This is a genomic window from Teichococcus vastitatis (genome assembly GCF_003604215.1).
In the GTDB taxonomy this organism is placed as follows: Bacteria; Pseudomonadota; Alphaproteobacteria; order Acetobacterales; family Acetobacteraceae; genus Pseudoroseomonas; species Pseudoroseomonas vastitatis.
This window is the reverse complement of the sequence record NZ_QXGS01000099.1, coordinates 1-3,721: the sequence shown is the minus strand read 5'-3', so window position 1 is coordinate 3,721 and position 3,721 is coordinate 1. Positions and strand designations below refer to the sequence as shown.

The following is a 3,721-nucleotide window of genomic DNA, read 5'->3' as shown; positions in this document are numbered from 1 at the left end:
TGGCGCCAGAGTAGCTCACAGAGAAGGTAGGCGACACGCCCCCGGGCGTCGCGGCGACCGAGCGAGACGATCCGCTCCCGCAGCATCGCCTCCTCCTGCAACGAACTCCACCACAGGGCGGCGGAGATCCGGGGGTGGGTAGCAAACATGCCCATGATGCTTTCCCGTGAGATCGGCGCAACGCGCACGGGCGTGATCGTGCCGATCGAGTGGTCCATCTCCTTGAGCAGGAACACGTGCATGTCACACAGGTCGCCGGGAATGAGAAACGTCATGATCTGCCGCCTGCCATCCGGAAGATTTCGATATCGCATGGCGACGCCTTCCTTCAGCAGGAAGACCGAGCGTGGCATCATGCCTTCGGTGATGATGTCCACGTCGACAGGGAAACGTTCTTCTGGCTGGGCCAGATTGTCCAGGATCTGCTGATCAGAAACCGATAGTGGAGCAAAGTGCGATAGTTTGCTCGTTAATGGGTTTCTGCCGAGAGAATTGTTGACCGGATGTCGATCTGGATCCTCGGCAGTGCGGACCATATACCATTTCTCTCAACGAAGATTTCAAGCAGACGACAAGCAGGGTCGGCACGGAACCTGGGACTATGCCGCTTGCGCAACCAGCTGAATGCTGCGCGACATCGGCTCAGCAGGTGCAAGTGGCTTGTGCCGCGATAGTTGCACTCAGCGCTTCAGCACTGCTCCTGGGGCAGGCGCTGCGGCAATGCTGCGGGCGATGGTCTGCAACAGACCAATGGATACGACGCTGACCACCACGCTCTCACTGACTCCGGCAACCTCCTGTTTAACCTCGATCACACCGTCAATGGCGTCGACGATCTGTTCCTTGAGGAGGATGCCGCTCTCGACCAGAAGGAGGGCGAGGGTCTCACAAAGCATCAGGGCGGCTTGGCCGTGTGGATCCGGGGTCAATGTCATCAGGCATTATAGCGCTATCGTACCGCCAAAGTCGCGAACCTAGATCAGTTTCGAAAGAATGTGCAGTCCAGACGGTCCGACGGCTTTGCCACTGAACAAAAAAGGCGACACCCGTTCAGGTGCCGCCAGTTTGGGAGGAAATGCTAGAACAACGGAAGTGAGGAGAGAAGCCTCCGCAGCAGCGAGCGAAACTTAGTAGAGCCATCCAGCAAAATCGCTAAACTAGGTTGCTTTTCTTGGTAGAATACGTGCCGGCTCGGAATGATCCTGCGCCGTATGATCAACTGTACTCCGATCAGGCCTAGCAGTTGAGGATTGGCAGCAAAAGCTTCGTGACGTCGTGAAAAACTATACTAGGTTAGCGGCTTCTGCGCTTGTGTAGGGCAGGATGCCGCGATGATCAGCGCCTCTCCCATCGCCGCGAGTGTTTTCTGCTGTCCCGACGGAATTTGGCAATTGATCGCCTCTCCTCCTCCTCAAGACGGAGCGTTAGATCCGCCATTACGGTCGGCTCGAGAGATGGAGAAGCACATTGCTGCCCTGGAAGCGCTCAATCGCACCTTGCGCCTCGAAGCGCAGAAGTCAGCGGAACAGGCGCGGTTCCAGTTAGCGGAGATGGAGCATCGGCTGAAGAACACCTTCGCTATCGTCGATGCCCTAGCAGCACAGACTGTTCGCCCCGGGGACACAAGCGAGACGTTCCGGACAACCTTTGGAGCACGCTTGCTGGCTTTGGCCCGCTCACACGAGCTCCTGACATCGGGTTATCGCGACGGTGCACCACTGACGGAGTTGGTGAAGCGGTGCTTGCAGCCTTGCGAGCGCGTTCCCGGCCGGATCATTGTTGACGGACCTGCGGTGCATCTGCCGGCGCGAGACGCCCCGACGCTCGGGCTGATCTTCCACGAACTCACCACAAACGCTGTCAAATATGGCGCCCTGTCGATTCCAGAAGGACAGATAGCGGTAACTTGGCAATTAGAGTCGAAACGAACGGGTCATGGGTCCTCGGTTGCGATCATCTGGCGGGAGCGGGGTGGTCCCCCTTTTAGAACACCAGAACGTCGCGGCTTTGGCTTACGGCTTCTGGAGCGTGGATTGGCACATGTACCGGGCAGCACCGCTCAACTCGATTTTGCTCCTCACGGTGTAGACTGTCGCATTTGGCTGCCACTAGATTTGCCTTCAGCTCCGGTCTGACCGGGCTTGAGGACATCAACGGCTCGATCGTCCGCTGATCAATCCGATTTCTGCCAACAGTAGCAGGTTGGCAGGGGTGGCGCGCGATTGGCCTGACTAAAGCAATCTTCGACAGGGTCGAACCTGTTGGCACGGACATTGGCGTCAATGCGCGGGCGCAAAGCCCGCTGATCATCCGCACAGCATGGTCCGATATTGCCTTCGCTCCATTTCATCCGTACCACGTTCACAACCTGATGCTGCCCAGGAGTTCAGGGGCAACAACAGGTGGCTCCCGCGGTTGAAGCATAGATCTTTGTTGGAACCGCCTCATGCAGTCCACCGCCGCACAGTGGAACCGTCGCCTTGCACCCTATGTGGGTGCCGACCATCGGCGCAGCATCGGACAACTCATCCTGACTTTGGCGTTGTTTGCAACAAACATCACGGCGGCTCACATCGCATACGCGGCCTGCTGGGTAGTGAGCCTGCCATTCTCCTTCGTGGCTGGTTTGCTCATCGTGCGCCTGTTCGTGATCCAGCACGATTGCGGTCATCGGTCCTTCTTCCGTAATGCCACGGCCTGTGACTGGACGGGGCGGGCGCTGTCGCTGTTCACGCTGACGCCTTATGGTTACTGGCGCCGTGACCACAATAAGCACCATGCCACGTCAGGTGACCTCGACCGGCGAGGCTCCGGCGATATCGATACATTGACCGTGCGCGAGTACAATGATTTGAGCCGGCGAGCGAAGCTCTACTATCGCCTTTATCGGCATCCTATCGTGCTCTTTGGCTTCGGGCCCGTTTGGCAGTTCCTGCTGCGTTACCGGCTGCCCATAGGACTAGGCAACGTCCAGCGCAGCCGCATGGTGGGTAGCATTTTGCTGCACGACGCAGCGCTCGTTAGCTTCTTCTGTGGCATGGCTTGGATCTTGGGGCCGGCGGCGGTAGCCGCCGTCTGGCTCCCAGCCGTGATGGCCGCGAGCACGGTCGGCGTGTGGCTGTTCTATGTTCAGCACCAGTTCGAGGGAACCTACTGGGAGCGGCACTTGGAGTGGTCGTTCGTGGACGCCGCATTATCCGGCTGCTCCTACTACCGGCTGCCAGGGTGGCTACATTGGCTCACCGGTAACATCGGGTACCATCATATCCACCATCTCAGCAGTCGGATCCCGAATTACCGGCTGGCCAGGGTTTTTGCGGAGGTGCCCGAGTTGAGGGAAGCCCCCAGTGTTGGCCTGCTGGAAAGCTTCCGTTATGCTCAGCTTGCCTTGTGGTGCGAGGACAGGCGCAGATTGGTGAGCTTCCGCGACGCCCACGTCGTTCCGGCCTGACCTGCCTCAGCCCGGTCGTTTCCTAGCCGGCTGCTGATCCCTTAGCGGTAGCGAGAGTCCGAGATCCGAGGGTCCATCTCAGTGCTTGTAGGATCTAATGCACCGTGCGCTGCACGAGGCGGCGTAAGCTCAGCCCCTGGACGATCAGTGTAAACACCACAACAAGGTAGGTCGCGGCCAGAATGATGGCTTTCAGAGATGGTCCCCGGATTTCGGACAGTTGGATAAGCTCGGTTCGGCCTGAGAAGGACGGACCCGATGACGGGCAAG

At 58.7% G+C, this 3,721-nt stretch carries 4 protein-coding genes; 2 read left to right on the top strand and 2 right to left on the bottom strand.

Annotated features, from left to right (window positions below; translation table 11 throughout):
* Both D2K64_RS23035 and D2K64_RS23030 read right to left on the bottom strand, forming a co-directional pair.
* Positions 1-536 (bottom strand): Crp/Fnr family transcriptional regulator (locus tag D2K64_RS23035; RefSeq protein ID WP_157986085.1); only part of this gene is annotated, 536 nt, incomplete at its 3' end.
* A gap of 144 nt (positions 537-680) precedes the next feature.
* Entirely contained in the window at positions 681-935 is a 255-nt protein-coding gene (locus tag D2K64_RS23030; RefSeq protein WP_157986084.1) for a hypothetical protein, read from the bottom strand.
* A 396-nt stretch (positions 936-1,331) separates the two neighbouring features.
* Here D2K64_RS23030 and D2K64_RS23025 point away from each other — a divergent pair, with 396 nt between their 5' ends.
* Positions 1,332-2,135 (top strand): sensor histidine kinase, encoded by an 804-nt coding sequence (locus D2K64_RS23025; protein ID WP_120010717.1) that lies wholly within the window; start codon positions 1,332-1,334, stop codon positions 2,133-2,135.
* Between the two features lie 311 nt (positions 2,136-2,446).
* Positions 2,447-3,451, top strand: a complete 1,005-nt coding sequence (locus D2K64_RS23020) for a fatty acid desaturase (RefSeq protein WP_120010716.1) — start codon at positions 2,447-2,449, stop codon at positions 3,449-3,451.
* The last annotated feature ends 270 nt before the right edge of the window (positions 3,452-3,721 follow it).

Coding starts and splice junctions, on each gene's coding strand:
- D2K64_RS23030 (WP_157986084.1), bottom strand. CDS start 935: ATGACATTGACCCCGGATCCACACGGCCAAGCCGCCCTGATGCTTTGT.
- D2K64_RS23025 (WP_120010717.1), top strand. CDS start 1,332: ATGATCAGCGCCTCTCCCATCGCCGCGAGTGTTTTCTGCTGTCCCGAC.
- D2K64_RS23020 (WP_120010716.1), top strand. CDS start 2,447: ATGCAGTCCACCGCCGCACAGTGGAACCGTCGCCTTGCACCCTATGTG.